The organism is Planktothrix tepida PCC 9214, from assembly GCF_900009145.1.
GTDB classification, from domain to species: Bacteria; Cyanobacteriota; Cyanobacteriia; order Cyanobacteriales; family Microcoleaceae; genus Planktothrix; species Planktothrix tepida.
In genome coordinates, this window is sequence record NZ_LN889813.1 from 232,475 (window position 1) to 250,195 (window position 17,721).

General features: G+C 38.0%; 7 protein-coding genes. 5 read left to right on the forward strand and 2 right to left on the reverse strand.

Annotated features, from left to right (window positions below; translation table 11 throughout):
• Positions 1-107: 107 nt before the first annotated feature.
• Positions 108-1,919 (reverse strand): response regulator, encoded by a 1,812-nt coding sequence (locus PL9214_RS23745; RefSeq protein WP_072721530.1) that lies wholly within the window; start codon positions 1,917-1,919, stop codon positions 108-110.
• 426 nt (positions 1,920-2,345) lie between these two features.
• On the opposite strand from PL9214_RS23745, the gene PL9214_RS23755 reads away from it, so the two are divergent.
• From PL9214_RS23755 to PL9214_RS23770, 5 genes are all read left to right on the forward strand, one after another.
• Positions 2,346-5,111: a tetratricopeptide repeat protein gene (locus PL9214_RS23755; protein WP_072721533.1), complete on the forward strand. Its 2,766-nt coding sequence runs from the start codon at positions 2,346-2,348 to the stop codon at positions 5,109-5,111.
• 138 nt (positions 5,112-5,249) lie between these two features.
• Positions 5,250-7,778 (forward strand): tetratricopeptide repeat protein, encoded by a 2,529-nt coding sequence (locus PL9214_RS32460; protein WP_083580163.1) that lies wholly within the window; start codon positions 5,250-5,252, stop codon positions 7,776-7,778.
• A gap of 149 nt (positions 7,779-7,927) precedes the next feature.
• Entirely contained in the window at positions 7,928-9,892 is a 1,965-nt protein-coding gene (locus tag PL9214_RS32465) for a glycosyltransferase family 2 protein (protein WP_245824351.1), read from the forward strand.
• A gap of 60 nt (positions 9,893-9,952) precedes the next feature.
• Positions 9,953-13,411 (forward strand): tetratricopeptide repeat protein, encoded by a 3,459-nt coding sequence (locus PL9214_RS23765; RefSeq protein ID WP_072721535.1) that lies wholly within the window; start codon positions 9,953-9,955, stop codon positions 13,409-13,411.
• A 76-nt stretch (positions 13,412-13,487) separates the two neighbouring features.
• Complete coding sequence (locus tag PL9214_RS23770; RefSeq protein WP_072721536.1) at positions 13,488-14,180, forward strand: methyltransferase domain-containing protein; 693 nt, start codon at positions 13,488-13,490, stop codon at positions 14,178-14,180.
• Positions 14,181-14,234: 54 nt separating this feature from the next.
• On the opposite strand, the gene PL9214_RS23775 is transcribed toward PL9214_RS23770, so the two are convergent.
• A complete protein-coding gene (locus tag PL9214_RS23775) occupies positions 14,235-17,690 on the reverse strand; it encodes a tetratricopeptide repeat protein (protein WP_186440449.1) in 3,456 nt (1,151 codons plus the stop codon).
• Between the last annotated feature and the right edge of the window lie 31 nt (positions 17,691-17,721).

Below are 17,721 nucleotides of genomic sequence, written 5' to 3' on the forward strand. Positions count from 1 at the left end.
CCGTCAGGCTATGGCCACTCTTGCTTTTGGCCCGTTTGTATAACTGTAATGTGTAGTGCTATAGCCGACTAAAATCGCCAAAATTATTTGATTTCAACGTTCATCGATTACAAAGTAGGTTGCAAACGACGCCAAATTTCGGTGCTTAGGGCTTCGGCTCCCATGTCCTTACTTAGATATTGGGAAGCCCCCACCGCAAATGCTTGGACAATTCTACTTTCTTCAGTATAAGCTGAAAAAAAGATGATGGGAAGATGTCGCCATCGTTGATCAGTGCGTACCGCTTGGCAGAGATCTAAACCATTAAAACCCGACATTTCCCAATCTAATATTAATAAATCGGGATGACAATCTAATAGCACCTCCCAAAAAGCTTCCGGGTTTTCTAGGGTTGTAACGTTTATACCCATTGCATTTAACAAGTTACTCATATAGCTCAAAAGAGCCGGATCATCATCCACAACTAAAACCCGATTTCCCCTTCCCCGTCGAGACCAGGAGAGTACCTCTGTCACAGCTTTTAAAATTTCATAAGCCGGTAAAGGTTTAGATAAAAATGTCTTTACACCTAAACGAGCAACCGTAACACGAGCCTTTAAACTTTGCCGTCCAGTTAAAGTAATCACTGGGATTTGAGGAATCCGACGGCTGAGTTCTGCTAATAACGTTAAACCACTTTCTTGAGGATTAGGAAAGGTTAAATCGAGTAAAATAATATTAGGAGGATTTTGACTAATCATTTTACGAGCAACGGAAAGATCCGTCGCAATTTCAACTCGCAACCCCCAAGCATTGGCTTCAACTCGAATTTGTTCTGCTAACATTAAGTCATCATCAACAATTAAAATCAAGGGAGAATAAGCAACGGGTTCTGAAGATAAAGGAATTAATAACGTTTCTCGACTAGCTTCCAAACTCAGGGTTGCGACTAAATCAGAAATTAATTGACTGTCTTTAATATCTAGTTGAGGATGTTCTAAAAGATGTTCAAGTTCTCGCGCCACTTTTGATCCTTCCTGCAACCCAAAAAGTCCCAATGATCCCGATAATTTATGAGCTTCCTGTAAAGCTTGTTCTTGAAGTTCTGGGGTTAATTTTCTTTCAACTAAAGTAGAAGCAACTTGTTCTAAAATGGCAATTTGTTCTTTAACTTTAACTTTAAAACTTTGCCAAACCTGAGCGGTTTTTTCCCGAATTTGCTGTCGAGAGTCCGTCGGAGAAACCATTACTTTAGACTCAGCAGGATTGGAGGGTTCTCGTAACCGATATCCCAACCCATGAACCGTTTCAATTAAGTCTGCACTTCCCGCAGCTTTGAGTTTTCGACGCAAACATTTAATATGGGTACTCACGGTTTCTTCCCCCGGAGATTCAGCAAAATCCCACAGTCGATCTAAAATTGCCTTGCGGCTAAAAATTCGCTTAGGATTGAGTAGGAATAGTTCTAGTAAACAATATTCTTTTGAGGTTAAGTGAATCAACTGATCTTCACATTTAACTTCATTGTTAATCGGGTCAAAATAAAGATTTTCCCAAGTCATTACCGCCGAAGAAACTGATTTTCCCCGACGCAACAAAGCCCGAACTCTTGCCATTAATTCATCGGGGTCAAAGGGCTTCACCACATAATCATCGGCTCCCGCATCTAAGCCCATCACCCGATCTGTACTGCTATCTCTAGCAGTTAATAACAGGATGGGGCTTTGATATCCCTTAATGCGGAGTTGTTTACAAACACTAATCCCATCTAGTTTAGGAATACAAATATCTAATAAAATTAAATCATAGGTAAAACTCTCAGCCAGTTCTAAGGTGGTTAAGCCATCTGTTGCCGTATTAATAGTATATTGATGACCCAGAAGAATTTCACATAAGGCGGCACTGGTGAGGGGGTCATCTTCGACCAACAAAATTTTCATTAATATTCCCTCCGTTGCTGAGTTTCATCACTCTTACCGGGGCTATAACTCTAGGGTATTTCATTATTGATCTTAACCATAAATTCTTAAGGATTCAACCTAGGAAATTTCCCCGACTTAGATCGGTTCCAGGGTCTTACCCCCATAAGATTCCTGGAAACTCTAAATGATAAATTAATATGCAATCTTTAACGGTTTTGGCTACAAATACTTGTCGGATACCTATTTTCTATCCCCTATCCCCTATCCCCTATCCCCTATTTCCTATTTCCTATTTCCTATTTTCTATTTTCTATTTTCTATTTTCTATTTTCTATTTTCTATTTTCTATTTTCTATTTTCTATTTTCTATTTTCTATTTTNATAGAAAATGGGCAGTCTGGCAATGGAGAATAAACAACAGTCAACACTTAACAGTAAAAAACTGTGAATTCAAGCCTTGAAACCTTAATCCAGTCAGCAGAAACAGATGTAGATGCAGGAAATGTTCGGGAAGCTCACGCGACACTTTCGGAAATTTTCGCACTCGATCCTTATTGTGCTAAAGCTTATAAAATTTTAGGGGATTTGTATGAAGTTCAAAGCTTATTTACAGAAGCGATTTCTGCCTATCAAAAGGCAATTAAACTAGAGCCAAATTTTGTTGAAGCTTATGCTTATTTAGCTCAGGTTTATCGCAATACAGGGGAATTTGATCACGCCTTATTCTGCTATAAAAAAGCTTTAAGTCTGCGTCCAGATTGGACAGAGTTATATTTTCAATTAGGCCAAGCTTATTCCTGGAGTGGGGATGTTCTAAAAGCGATTCGCTGCTATCAAAAAACCTTAGAACAAAACCCCCATCACGTTTATGCCTATTTTGCCTTAGCAATAGCTTATGGGGGATTAGGAGAAACGGAACGAGCCATTGCCCTTTATCAACACATTATTAAGTTACAACCCGATTTAGCGAATGCCCATAATAATTTAGGATGTTTATTGTTTGCGAAAGATGACTTCGCAGGAGCGATAGAAGCCTGGAATAATGCCTTAAGATATAATAAAAAAGAAGAAGATAATTATTCGATTTATAATAATCTAGGCCAAGTTTTTACTGCTCAAAATAAGATTACAGAATCAATTCAATCCTATTATAAATCTGTAAAACTCAAGGATGATTTTCCTCTTGTTTATAGTAATTTAGGTAAACTTTATCAACAACAAAATCAACACAAAACAGCATTTTATTGTTTTACAAAAGTTATTGAATTAGATCCTGATAATCGATTTGCCTACACCGATTGTGGAGCTTCCTTACTGAAGTTAGGTCGGATTGATGCAGCTTTGCAGTATTTTCAAAACATTATTTTACGAGAGCATCAATTTATAACAGGCTATTGTCAGAGGGTAAAAGAACATTTCAGTGATGATGAATTGTCCTTAGCCCAACAAGCTTGTGCTAATTTTCTCATCGCTTTAAAACAGTGGGATAGAGAAATCGGAAAAGATTCTACAACGATTTATAATTTTCTAATTCAAACCCATCTTAACCTCGGAAATGCCTTAGTAACCTATGGCAAGTTTGAGCAAGCGGTCAGTTACTACCAAAAAGCTGCCCAAATTTACCCCCAATCTATTGAAATTTACCTAAAATTAGGCAATTGTTTATTCAAAATTCAGCAACTTAATGCTGCATTAACAGTTTATCAAATCGCTCGAACGTTACTGAAATCGGGGTCAGAGGTTTCCCTTGTTCAGGAGCTTGAAGTTTATTTGCAATTAGGAAGAATTCTGGAAAAACAGGAAGATTGGGACGCGGCGGCAAACTACTACAACACCGTTTTACAGATACAGCAACAGCCCGGTTTTCAATCTTTACTTTCTAACTATCCTTTAACATTAAGGTTACTGCAAGACTGGGCAAGAACTGAAGTAATAAAGCACCCCCAAAAAGTGTGTGATTCAACCTTAATCTGGCTAAAAAACCATAATTTACAGGATAGTCATTATTATTCCCGATTAGGATTATTAGCTTCTGAGGGAAAAAATAGCCCAGGTTTAGAGAATGGGGAGAAAACTCCCTGTAAAATTCCGACACAATGCGGGGGATTAGACTGTCAACCCTGTCTCAAGCGTGTATTTCAATCTTTCCCCTGGAAAAATTTGGGACATGGAATTCAAAAGTGTGGGATATCAGAGAGTAACATTGCTTCAACCTCTTTGTTTGTGGCGATCATTCCTAATGGACGAGCTTGGATTGTTCCCCAAGAAAATTATTGGATGGTTTGCAAAGCGATCGCCATTATCACACCCGATAACCAACTATTAGCGGATGTTTCACGCGAATATCCAGCCCCGCTTCCCGGTTGTCCCAGTTATGATCCGATGCAGCATCAAGTGTTTCAAACCGAACAGTTACCGCCCCTACAGCAAATTGAGGGACGAGTAGCCGTGTTGTCGGGGTTGTCGGGAAATGTCTATTTTCATTGGATGGTAGATATTTTGCCACGGGTGGAATTGTTGCGTCAAAGTGGAATTGATTTCAACACAATTGATTGGTTTTTAGTGAATAGTCAACAAGCCTCTTTTCAACGAGAAACCTTAACTCGTTTGGGGATTCCGGAATTTAAAATCTTAGAAAGTGATCACTTTCCCCATATCCAAGCCCAACAGCTAATTGTTCCCTCATATCCTGGATATATGGGATGGTTACAACCTTGGGCTATTGATACGTTGCGGCGTTGGTTTTTGCCCAGGGGTGATAATCGGAATTATCCTGAACGCATTTATATTAGTCGAGGAGATGCCCGCTATCGTCGGATTTTGAATGAAAACGAAGTGATTGAATTGTTGCATCCCTGGGGGTTTGTTGTGGTGCAACTGGAGTCGATGTCCTTTTCCCAACAAGTGGCTCTGTTTTCTCAAGCTAAAGTGATTATGGGAGCCCATGGAAGCGGTTTAACCAATATTATGTTTTGCCAACCGGGAACCCAAGTCATTGAATGGGTGTCTCCCCACTATAATCGCCATTATTATTGGGTGATTAGTCAATATTTGGGATTAGAACATTATTCTCTAACGGGAGAGGGCTTTTCTTGCTATCCCCTGCGGGAGTTAATGTATCAAAATTCCTTGACGGAGGATATTTGGGTAAATCTCGTTTCTTTAAAACGGTTATTAGAAATGTTATTTGTAGAAAGAAAACAGGTTTAGGGCTGTGGGACAAGGAGTAGAGTGCATCTAACACTCAGAAGTTAACAGTCAATATCAAAAACTTGATATCAAAAACCCAAAACCCAGTAGAATTAGCTTTGGGAAGATCCCGATTGAGTGTCTGAACTGAAACCAACTATGTTACCTAACGAAATTCGCGCCCGCAGTGTACAGTTTCTCCATCAACAAGCAGAAATCTATTTTAATCAAGGACAATTCGAGGATGCGATGAAGGCTTGCAACCAGTTGTTGCAGATTCAGTCTGATTATGCACCCGGTTGTAAACTGATGGCGGATATCTTACTCCGACAAGGGAAACTGCAAGAGGCGCAGCAATGGTATACCCGGACGTTACAAGTTCAACCTAATTGGGCCGAAGTTCATGCTAATTTGGGCAGTCTGTACGCTAAAGCGCAACAATGGCAACAGGCAATTGCGTGTTATGAGAAAGCTGTCACCCTAAAACCGAATTTTGCAGGTGCTTATCGGAATTTAGCCAGAGTTTGGACACAACTCAACGAACCGAAAAAATCAGCACAAGCCCTATATCAAGCCTTGACCTTAGAACCCAATCAAGCAACGGCAGAAGAATATTTTAACCTCGGCCATCAGTTAGGGCAGCACGGTGATGTCAAAGCCGCAGAAGCTTGTTATCGGACAGCAATTCAACTCAATCCTAATTTAACCGCAGCCCATCAAAGTTTGGGAACCCTTCTTCAAGGGCAAGGTAAAGCTCAGGAAGCCACACAAATCTATCGCCAAGCCATTGAGTTAAATACTCCTCAAGCCCCCTCAGACACCTTAGCCGCAGCCACAGCCAGAACAACCGTGACAGTCGCTTCACCTCAAGATACCTTAGCGGGAGCGATGCAACAACCCATGGTGAAAAATGGGACAACACCTGTAAGCAATCATCCTAGTAATCCTCAAACCTATTTAAAGCAAGCTCAAGCTTATTGTACCTTAAAAGAATGGGATCAAGCGATCGCAGCTTGTCAAAAAGCGTTACGATTACAACCGGATTTAGCGGAAGCGTATAAAATTCAAGGCAATGCCCTGCAAATTTTAGGGGAAATGTCGGCGGCGGTTCGCTGTTATTCCAAGGCCTTAGAAATTCAACCGCAATATCCCGAAGTTTATGCCAATTTGGGAAGTTTATATGCTCAAGAAGAACGATTAGAAAAAGCAGCTTCTTATTATCAACAAGCGGTTAATTTAAAACCTGATTTTGCTGGGGTTTATCGCAATTTTGCCAAGGTTTTAACCCAGATGGGGCAATTAGACCAAGCTTCGCAATGCTTGGAAAAAGCCTACAGTTTAGAACCAGAAAAAGCCACACCCGAAGAACATTTTAATTTAGGAAATACCCGCTTTAAACAAGGTCGATTAGACGAAGCGATCGCAGCTTATCAACAAGCCTTGAAATTAAATCCTCAGTTAGCGGGAGCCTATTATCAGTTAGGTCAATTATATTCTACAAAAGCAGAACTAGATGCAGCGATTCAGGCTTACCAAAAAGCCTTAGAATTAGAACCATCCCGCTTAGAATTTTATTATGGGTTTGCGGATTTCTTCAGCCGTCAAGAATGTTGGGATGACGCCATCAGAGTTTATAACCAAATTTTAGGATTAGATGCTAATCAAGCCGTTGCTTATTATAAAGTCGGGGAGATTTTTAATCGTCAGTGGCGGTTAGAGGAAGCCGTTAACCTGTATCAGAAATCCATTGCTTTAAATCCTAAATTAGTATCTTCCTATTATGGATTAGGAAAAGTTTTAGTTAAGCAGGAAAATTGGCAAGATGCTGTTCAAGTGTTGCGCCAAGGAATACAAATGAATCCCAGTGGAGATGCAGAAGCTTATAAAGGTTTCGGAGATGCACTTGCCAAAATTGGGGAACGAGAAGAGGCAATTAAAGCTTATCAAAAATCTGCCGAACTTGATAGTAATAATGCCGAAGTTTATCAAAAATTAGGGGATTTACTGCGAGATCAGGAACGATTTGAAGAAGCCATTATTGCTTATAATCGTTCTATTGAAATTGATCCAACTGTGTTTTGGACACAAAACAATTTAGCCGATATTTTCTTTAAACAAGAACGGTGGGAAGATGCAATTTCAGCTTATCAAAATGCGATCGCTTTAGATTCTAGCTATTCGTGGTCATACAATAGTTTAGCTGATGCCTTAGTTAAATTAGAACGCTGCGAAGAGGCAATTCCTGCTTATGAACAAGCCATTAAACTCAATCCTCAGTTTCCTTGGTCTTACTATAATTTAGGGGAAGTTTTAACTCAATTAGAACATTGGGAAGAAGCAGTTGTAGCTTATCGAGGCGCAATCAAAGTTCAGTCTGACTTACCAAATATTCAGGAAAAACTCGCCGATGCGTTGAGAAATCGAGCTAAATTAGATTTACAGGAATCCTTGGGATATTATTATCAAGTGATTCAAGAAAACCCCGATCATGTTGCTGCTTATCATAAAGCTATTGAGATTAAACCCGATGATCCCAAATTGTATATCCAATTAGCGAATACCTTAGTTAATCATAATCATTTAGATGGAGCAATTGTCTTCTATCAGATGGCATTGCAATTAGATCCAGAGCATCCCGAAATATCGCAAAAATTAGAGGGAATTGTCGAAAAAAAAAAGCTAGGTTAAATCCCTACTTTTCCTCTGCTCAATCTCAATCGGAATATGAACAACTCTATCAGGCGTGGTTAAAGTACAATACTCCTACGCCTGAAATTCTTAAGCAACAGGCTGAGAATACTAAAACCTTCAGGTATCAACCCCTAATTAGTATTATTATGCCTGTTTATAATCCACCTGAAATTTTTCTGCGAGAAGCGATTGAATCCGTTTTAAATCAAAGCTATCCTCATTGGGAATTTTGTATTGCTGATGATGCCTCTCCCTCTCTCCATATTAAACACATCTTAGAAGAATATCAACAACAAGATAGCCGAATTAAAGTTATTTTTAGAACTCAAAACGGTCATATTTCGGCAACTTCTAATTCAGCCTTAGAGTTAGCAACGGGGGAATTTATAGGGTTATTAGATCATGATGATGTTTTAACTCCCGATGCTTTATATGAAGTGGTGAGTTTATTAAATCAGAATCCAGCCGCTGATATGATTTATTCCGATGAGGATAAACTGAATGAAAAGGGCGAATTAACAGGTCATTTCTTTAAACCGGATTGGTGTCCTGATTCCTTTTTGTCTCGGATGTACACCTGTCATTTCGGAGTTTATCGACGTTCTATTATTCAGGAAATAGGAGGCTTTAGAATTGGATATGAAGGCAGCCAAGACTATGATTTAGTCTTGAGATTTACCGAAAAAACCGATAAAATTTTTCATATTCCTAAAATTCTCTATCATTGGCGAATTCATAACAGTTCTGCCGCCGGAGGAACTGAAGCAAAACCCTATGCTTATGAAGCAGCAAAACGAGCGTTACAAGATGCAATTGACCGTCGAGGAGAACCCGGAATTGTTAAAGATGTTTCGATTTATCTAGGACATTATCTTGTCCGCTATAAAATTTTAGATTACAAACGAGTGAGTATTATTATTCCCACAAGAGATTTAGGAGAAATCTTAAATCGCTGTTTGGAATCTATCTTTACTCTTAGCATTTATCCTGATTATGAAGTGATTGTCATTGATAATGGCAGTACAGAAGAGGAAACTCAGGAAATTTTAGAGAAATGGCAAGAAAAAGAACCAACTCGGTTTAGATATTATGCTTTAGATATTCCGTTCAATTTCTCTAAAATCAATAACTACGCTGTACGTCAAGCAACTGGGGATTATTTGCTATTGTTAAATAATGATACTGAAGTGATTCATCCTGATTGGATTGATGCCATGGTTGAACAAGCCCAACGACGTTCGATTGGTGCGGTGGGTGCGTTATTACGGTATCCTGATAAAATTGTTCAACACGCTGGTGTTGTGGTGGGAATTGGTCATTTTGCAGCCCATAGTCACCGCATGGCATCGGAAACAGACCCCGGATATTATGGTCAAGTTATTTCTATCAGTAATTATTCAGCAGTTACCGCAGCTTGTTTGATGTGTCGGCGAGAGGTATTTGAACAAGTGGGGGGGTTTGATGAACAGTTAGCCGTTGCTTATAATGATGTAGACTTTTGCTTAAAACTGGTTGAACAAGGCTATCGGAATATTTATCTTCCTCACGTTGTTTTATATCATTATGAATCTAAAAGTCGAGGTTATGATACAACGCCAGATAAGTTAGAACGATTTATGCAGGAAGTTACTATAATGCGACAAAGATGGCAACATTATGTTGATTATGATCCCTGTTATAATCCTAATTTAACGTTATCGAGTTCTAATTATGGATTAAGGCAATTTGCTGAGGTAAAAATTAGCGATGTGTCTCTAAAACTTGATGACCAAGTGTTAGAGAATTGTTCAATTGATGAACCCGAAATTAAAATTTATACGGGAATCAGCGAAATTCGGTTTAAAGGATGGGTACTTGGACAACAAGAGAAAGTAACGGCTGTTCAAATTATTGGGAATCACGCTCAAGTGATTAAGGAAATTCCCGCTAATTTTTCCCGTCCTGACGTTGCTATTCTGCATCCTGAAAACCCCCATTCAGAATTGTGTGGTTTTGACGAAACCGTTGAAATAACAAATCTGTCTAATCAAACAGAATTGTTACTTCAAGCTGTTCTAAACGAAAGAACTTATGCTAAATTTGGAACAGTTAAACTAAAAATTAATGCTTAATATCCGGTGTGGGAAACTGACGCACCTCAACTTTGAACCCTATCCCTAAACTCATTAACAATGCTATCTAAATCTACCAACCTCCAAACCGCTACAAATTTATTTGAAGAAGCCAATCAACTCAAACAAGCGGGTCAACTTCAAAACGCAATTATTTCCTATCGTCGTGCTGCACAATTAAACCCGAATTTTCCTTGGATTTATCATAATTTAGGTGAGGTGTTGGCAGAAAATGGTCAATTATTAGAAGCAATGCAAGCGTTTCAGCAAGCGGTTAAATTAAATCCTGATTCTGCTTGGTCACAATATCAGTTAGCAGAAGTTTTCTTAAAATTAGGAAATTTACCCAATGCAATAGAAAGGTTAACACAAGCGATCGCCATTAACCCCTATTCTCCTGAATTTTATAATAGTTTAGGTAACGCCTTATTTAAACAGGGTGACTTAGAACAGGCGATTACTAATTATCGGAAAACAATTGAACTAGATCCAGAAAATGCGATCGCTTATCAATATTTAGGAGAAGCATTAGCTCAACAGGGTGAACTTGATGAATCGCTCACTTCCTGTCAAAAAGCCATTGAGCTTAATCCTAATTTAGGAGATGTGTATCAAATTTTAGGAACAGCATTAGTCAAAAAAGGGTTATTTCAAGAAGCATTAAATATTTTATTAGAAGCATTAGACTTTAATCAAAAATCGCCTAAAATTTATCATGCTCTAGGAGATATAGCAGTTCATTTTCAACAATGGAATAAAGCCATTGACTATTATTCTCAAGCGATTCAGCTTAAACCCAATGTACCTATCTTTCATCACAATTTAGGGAACGTTTACGCTCAACTCTATCAATGGGAAGATGCGATCGCTGCTTATTCTCAAGCCATCGCCATCAATCCTGAGTCAGCCGATTGTCATCAAAGTTTTGCAGAGGTTTTAGCTAAATTAGAACGTTGGGATGCTGCGATTTCTTCCTATTCCAAAGCCTTAGAATTAAATCCTGATTTAACCAATATTTATCCTCATTTAGCAGAAGCATTAAAACAGCGAGGAACCCCCGCCGATTTAGAAAAAGCAAATCAATATTATCAAAAAGCTATTGAATTTAATGCTGATGATCTGGACGCTTATGAAATGCTGCTAAAAACTCAACCCAATAATTTAGAATTGTGTTGGAAATATGCCAATTTGTTATGGAGTAAAAATCAGCGTGAACAAGCTTTGATTTATTATAAAAAAGTCAAAGAAGCTAACCCCCAAGATTTTGAAATGTTAGTAAAATTAGGGGAAGCTTTTGTAAGGATGAGTCAATTTGATGACGCGATCGCTATTTACAATAAAGCTTTAGAAATTAACCCTAACTCAGCCGATGTTTACCACCGCTTAGGGGAACCATTAGAAAAAAATGGTCAACTGGAAGAAGCTGCTAAAACTTATCAAAAAGCTATTGAATTAAACCCTCACTTTTTTGGTTCCTACCATAATTTAGGGGATATTCGACGCAAACAAAACAAGGTTGAGGAAGCTGTTGCTGCATATCAAAAAGCAACCGAACTCAATCCCCATTTTCACTGGTCATATCATAATATTGGGGATATGTTGCTTGAACAACCGGATCGCCTCGATGAGGCGGCGGCGGCTTATCAAAAAGCGATCGCAATTAATCCCCATTTTGCTTGGTCATATCAAAACTTAGGAACGGCTCTGCTCAAACAAGGAAAAATCGAGGAAGCGATTACAGCTTACCGAAGAGCAGGTGAACTAGATCCTGTTTTTAAATTTGATGTGAAAAGTATTCAAGATATTTTACTCAAAAAAGCTTTAGTTGCTGATCATTTGTATAGCTTGTGGGTCGCTGATAATTTCCCCAGAGAAGCTGATCTCAAAAAGATGGCTGAAACTCTAGAAATCTTCCGTTATAAGCCATTGATTAGCATCATTATGCCTGTCTATAATACACCTACTTATTTTTTACGGGAAGCCATTGATTCGGTTTTAAATCAAGTTTATCCTGACTGGGAATTTTGTATTGCGGATGATTCATCAACAGATCCTCATGTTAAAGAAATACTAGAAGAATACGTTGCAAAAGATTCTCGCATTAAAGTCGTTTATCGCACCGAAAACGGTCATATTTCTAAAGCATCTAACTCTGCCTTGGAATTAGCAACGGGAGAATTTATTTCTTTATTAGATCATGATGATACCCTCACGCCAGATGCGTTGTATGAAGTGGTATTACTTCTAAATCGTTATCCTGATGCCGATATGATCTATTCCGATGAAGATAAATTAAGTCCTGATGATCAACTCATCAGTCCTTTCTTTAAGCCAGAATGGTCTCCCGAATCATTTTTCTCCCGAATGTATACTTGTCATTTAGGAACTTACAGACACTCAATTATTAAAGAAATTGGGGGTTGGCGAATTGGTTATGAAGGAGCGCAGGATTATGATTTGGTTTTAAGATTTACAGAAAAAACTGAAAAAATTTACCATATTCCTAAAATTCTCTATCATTGGCGGATGCACCCGGGATCGGCAGCAGGAGGAACAGAAGCGAAACCTTATGCGTATCTAGCCTCGCAAAAAGCGTTACAAGATGCCATAGATCGACGGGGTGAGAAAGGAGAAATTCAAGGAATTCCTGGTTTTTTAGGGCATCATTTAGTTCGTTATGAAATTAGCGAATACAAGCGGGTTAGTATTATTATTCCAACGAGAGATTTAGGTAAAGTTCTGGATCGCTGTTTGGAATCTATTTTTACTAAAACGGGTTATCCTAACTATGAAGTGATTTTGATTGATAATGGCAGTGTGGAAAGCTATACAGCCCAACTGATTGAGCAATGGTATCAGAAGGAACCCGAACGGTTTAAATGCTATCGATTAGATATTCCGTTTAACTTTTCTAAAATCAATAATTATGGGGTGAGCCAAGCAACAGGAGATTATTTACTGTTTTTAAATAATGATACAGAAGCCATTACATCTGACTGGCTTAATGCTATGGTTGAGCAAGTTCAAAGACCTGCTATTGGAGCCGTTGGAGCTTTATTATTATTCCCAGATAACACAATTCAACACGCTGGCGTGATCATGGGATTGGGCGGTGTAGCAGGTCATCCCTATTATAATATGCCTCAAACTCCAGGGTACTTTAGTAATGTGATTGGCTTAAATAATACTTCAGCCGTTACAGGAGCTTGCTTAATGTGTCGGCGAGATGCCTTTGAGCAAGTGGGAGGATTTGATGAGGAACTAACGGTTGCTTACAATGATGTCGATTTATGTTTAAAATTACTCACTCAAGGTTATCGAAATCTCTACTTACCTCATGTGGTTTTGTATCACCATGAATCTAAAAGTCGGGGTTATGAAGATACGCCAGAAAAAAAAGAACGGCTGGGTCGAGAATCAAAAATTATGGAAAGTCGTTGGCAAAAGTTTATTGATAACGATCCCTACTATAGCCCTCATTTAAGCCGTGAGTTTCAAGACTATCGAATCAAAGTCTAAAGAATCAATGTCAAGCTTTACGAGTTATGCTAGATTAAGTTAGGATTTTTGCAGCTTTCAACTCAGGAGTTAGTTAATGGTAGATGTCTATCAAGTTCGTAAGGAGCTTGCTGTTCAATATATTAGTGGGGAAGGTATGGAAGTTGGTGCGCTTCATGCTCCCCTAGAAGTTCCTAATGGTGCAAAAGTTCATTATGTTGATCGAATGTCTGCTGCTAATCTGAGGAAACAATATCCAGAATTATCGGCGGTTAATCTGGTTGATCCTGATATTATTGATGATGGTGAAAGATTAGCCCAAATTCACGATAATACTTGGGATTTTGTAATTGCTAATCACATGATTGAGCATTGTCAAAATCCCATTGGTGCGATTCAAAATTTTCTTCGAGTTTTGAAGGAAGGAGGCATCTTATATATGGGAGTTCCTGATAAACGTTATACCTTTGATTTAGATCGCCCGATTACAGATTTAGATCACCTAATTCGAGACTATAAAGAAGGGCCTGAATGGTCTAAGCAAGGGCATTATCAAGAATATGTTTCTTTAGTTGATAAAGTCCCAGAAGACCAAATATCGGCTCGGATGAAACTCTTGTTAGATATGGATTATAGTATTCATTTTCATGTTTGGAAACCCGATTCTTTTTTAGAATTGCTGTCCTATTGTCAAGAAACATTGGGCTTTCAATTTACAATCGAACAATTTAAAGAAAATGATTTTGAGTTTATCTGTATTCTCAAGAAAACTCAAAATCATAAGTCTTAGTCAGGGAATATTCGATATCAAAATTGGATACAAGTTTCAGTTAAAAACTCTAGCTTAACTTGATGTACCATTGAACCAGTTGAGCGCTTGGGTTAACTCAATTTCATCAAAAGGTTGAGATTGCTGTTGAAGTAAAAAACGCTGTGCAAAGCGATTGGTTGTAAAACTACGTTGAGGATAGATAATCTGTCCTTTATTTTCATGACTAACTTCGATGATCGCACCAAGTTCATGGACAACTCCTTTATAATATCGAATTGCAAAGTCCAGTTGAACTTTTTGTTTATAGAGTTCTACTAAAATTTGGGGTTCTATAACATATACAAGTTCTTTTAAATACCATCTTGCCCCTAAACCGGGTGACCAAAAATCGGGAAACCAAACACAAAGGTGCATATAATTATCTTCTTGATAGTAAGTCGTATGTCCATAGATAAATGCTGAGTTATGCCAAAGATAAGGAGTCCAAAACTCTAATCGGGAACCTTCTACACAAACTCGACTAATTTCTTTAAATAAATGAACCGGTGATTCTGTTAAATGTTCTAAGCAGTGAGCGGAGTAAACATAATCAACACTCCGGTCTGGAAAAGGTAATTTGTCCGTTTGTAGGTTCAGAACATGATCAACAACTCCTGGAATTGCACAGTAATCTAAACCAATTGTTCCGGGTTTCTTATTTCCGCCACAACCCAAGTCTAGTTTGAGATATTCAGATGAACTTGATTCCGGTTGTTGTAGTGGAGTGGGAACCGCTTGTTCAACTTGATTTTCCTGATTGTTATTTTCCTCATTTTTATGGAGTTCCCAGTGTGCTTGTTCCAGTTCTGCTAAAACTTCATCTAACTGTGATTGTGAACGCTCTAATTGTTCTCTTGTCCGCTCTAATTCATATCGAAGTGCTTTTAGCTCCTCTGGACTATCTGGTAATTCAGATTGAGTCAAATCAGGTTTTTTTTCTAATACTACTTCTGACATTTCTTGTCCAATTTCAGTGTTCATTTCTTGTTGATCCTGCTTTGAAGATTTTTTTACACTACGAATTACATTAACAACTTGATTATAGATGACTTTCCAATCACACTCATAGTTAAGCCAACCTTCCCTTCCATCTTGTATATCTACAATAGACTCAAGGGGTACATAACTGGGTGTGATCGCATTGTCACGAGCTTCTGCCCACATCTGAATTTGAGAATAGTGGGCACGATCAGAGTGAGCAACACCCGGTTTATTGGCAATCCAGGTCACCAGGGTTAACCCCGATCCGAGTACAGCAATGTAAGCATCTATGGCAAATGCCCATACTAAAGTTTCAGGTATGGAGCAGTTTAAACCATTGTATATTGTGACTGTGGATGGAATTTGTTGAATAATTTTTTCCATCGTCTCTTTTTCGGTAGAAAACCCATCAAATAAAATGGCTAAATTGGGGTATTCTTTAGACAGTTCATTGATAATATTGGCATAGCCATCAACTTGATTAATCCACGATTTATTATGTCCGCGAAGATTGATCCATAATAAAGGAAAATGGGTTTTTGCTTCTTCAATTTGTTGTAAAAAACCTTCGCTACAATTTTGAATCGCTGCCTTGTATATCCGTTGAACTAAACTCTCTTGGATACAAAACTCTGTCAATCGAACAGCAAAAAGATTATTCTTCAAAACGAATTGAAAAATATCTGTGTTATTCTGGACTTTAGAAATTTTATTTTCAGGAATTTCAGGAAAGAGGTGATGTAATTCTAATCGACTCTCTGAACCTAGTATAAATTGATCAATTCGATCTAGTAGCTGGGTTTGATCAAGGTAGTCAATCGCGGTTAGGTCATTCCAAAAATAATGACCTAAATTAGCAATGACCCCGGAGATAGAAGTTAGTTTTTTGGTTTTGTTTTCTGGAGAAAGATAAGATTTTACATCTTGCCAGTTACCCACTAGGTGGGCTTTGAAACTGTTGAGATATTCCTCATGCTTTAACCACATTCCCCATTCCGGTGAAAGCAACACTAAAAGCTCTCTTTGGGGAAAATAAACAGCAACTTTTCCGCCACTCCAACCCCCGACCACCAGGTAAAAAACTTCTGTTCCTTGGAATCGGTAGAAACATAAAGGAGTAACTGTATGCTGCTGGATATAGAAGGATTGATTACTTTTGAGAACTGTACCTGTCAAAGGACAAATGGTGTAAATATATCCAGTTTCTACAATACTTTGTTGAAAATAGTGGGGATTGAGAAGTTCCCAGGTAAAGTCTGACTTTTTTTTGATTAATTTACTTAATTGTTTGGTTTCGTCCCCACTATTAATACTATTAACATAAATTTCTTCTAAAGCAAGATTTTCTTGTTTAATCAGTTTTAGATTAGCTAAAGAAATATGAGAACGGTTAAGGAAAGTTTCGCTTTCCTCATCCAAGGCGTTAAGATTAATGATGGTATACGAGTTATTTTTTTGACAAAAATATTGATAAGCTTTTTCTTGGCTAATTTCTATACTGTCCTCAACATCATCCTTTAAATTGCCATAATTATTAAGGTTTCTCCAAATTTTATCATAAAATTCAGTCTTTTGGAATGTTGGGTTAGCTTTTTGAAACATAGTTACAGCTTCTTGAATTTTACCTTGCTCCGCTAGAAGCAGAGCCAAACTTTCATAAGCACTAGCTTGAGCAGGTACTCGTTTAATCAGTTGACGGTAGCAGATAATTGCTTCTTCTAGTTTCCCTTTGTGCTGAAAAATTTGTCCTAAAGTTGAGTAGGCATTAGTCCATTCAACGTCTGCTAAAAAACCTTGATAATTGGCTAAAAAACTTGGTATATTTAGCGCTGATGAATCGAATTCTACACAGTTGTTATAGGCTATATAAGCTTTATCAGTTTTATTTTGTAAACTTAAAAAATTTGCTAAATCAAAATAGTATTCTAAAGCCGTATCTAAGCTATTTTCAGGAGAATAAACTAAAGCCAGAGTGATTGACTTAACAGAAAAAGCTGTACCGAAGGAGAAAAAGCGAAACTCTGCACGTTGACCGCTAACAATATCTAAATAAAAGTTTAGCTGTTCTTGTCCAGGATCAACTTCTGTTTCATAAATAATCGAGGGAAAGGGGGCAGCGATATCAAATTTGAAGCCTTTTTGCTGATTAGAAACATCAGTTTGCTCAGAATTAAATTCTGGGAAATCAAACTGAACTTGAATCCGATAAAATCCATCAGGAATATCAATGTAAGGGCCGTAAAATACAAAATTTTGATTTCCTGCTAAACTAATAACAAAACCTTCTGAGGTTTCTATTGTTTTGGGATCGGGAAGGATATTTAACTGTTTAGCAGGAATATGAATCGTGCTTAATTCAGGTAACTGTCCTAGAAAACTCGGTTGAGTTAAATTCGGGTTAAGCATTAATGCTCGACGGTAACTCCCAATTGATTCTGCTAATTTTCCCTGTTCAAAGGAAGACTGACTTAATTTATAGTAATCTTCCCAGGTCTTTAGTTCATTCATTTCCAGACTTTCACTCATAACTCAACTTGAT